The following is a 798-nucleotide window of genomic DNA, read 5'->3' as shown; positions in this document are numbered from 1 at the left end:
CGACACTGGATTACGGCGACAGCGCCCCAACCGCGCCGACTGTGGTGATTACCGAAGATGCCAACAATGACGGCTACATCAATGATGCCGAACTCAATGGCCAGATAGACATTAGCGTCACCCTGGGTGCCGGTACGGCTGTTGGCGATACCCTTATCATCACGGACCAGGATGGCAATGAGCTGTTTAACGGCACCGTGACTCAGGACATGCTGGATAACGGCCTGTCAGTCTCTATGCCAGCCCCTGCTACGGGTACGACAGTGACTGTCACAGCCACCGTGACTGACCCGGCGGGCAACACCGCCAATGGCAATGACTCTGCCACCCTGGATTACGGCGCGGGCGGCGGCGCCCCTGCGGCGCCGGTAGTGGAGATCACTGAGGATGCCAACAACGACGGCTACATTAACGACAGCGAACTCAGCGCCGATGGACTGGTGAACTTCACCGTGACGCTGGGCGCAGGTACCGCAGTCGGCGATACCGTGACCATTACCGATCAGGATGGTGCGCTTATCTTCTCCGGTCCCGTGACTCAGGATATGCTGGATAACGGCATCAGCTTAAGTGTGGATGCGCCAGCCAATGGTGAGAGTCTGACAATCACCGCCACGGTCACCGATCCGGCGGGCAACACCGCCAGTGGCGCCGACAGCGCCGTGCTCAATAGCGGCCCGGCGGCCCCAACGGTCACCATTACCGAAGATGCCAACGACGATGGCTACATCAATGACGCCGAGCTGAGTGGCCAGGTGAACATCACCGTCACCCTGGCCACCGGCACCGACGCGGGTG

Annotated in this window: 1 pseudogene; it reads left to right on the top strand. The window is 60.7% G+C overall.

The window, feature by feature from the left end:
• Positions 1-798 (top strand): annotated as a pseudogene (locus GMA8713_RS27880) (Ig-like domain repeat protein); the annotation flags it as partial.

The organism is Grimontia marina (assembly GCF_900060185.1).
Taxonomy (GTDB): domain Bacteria; phylum Pseudomonadota; class Gammaproteobacteria; order Enterobacterales; family Vibrionaceae; genus Enterovibrio; species Enterovibrio marinus.
The sequence above is the reverse complement of the archived record's forward strand: the minus strand, read 5'-3'. Positions and strand labels throughout refer to the sequence as shown.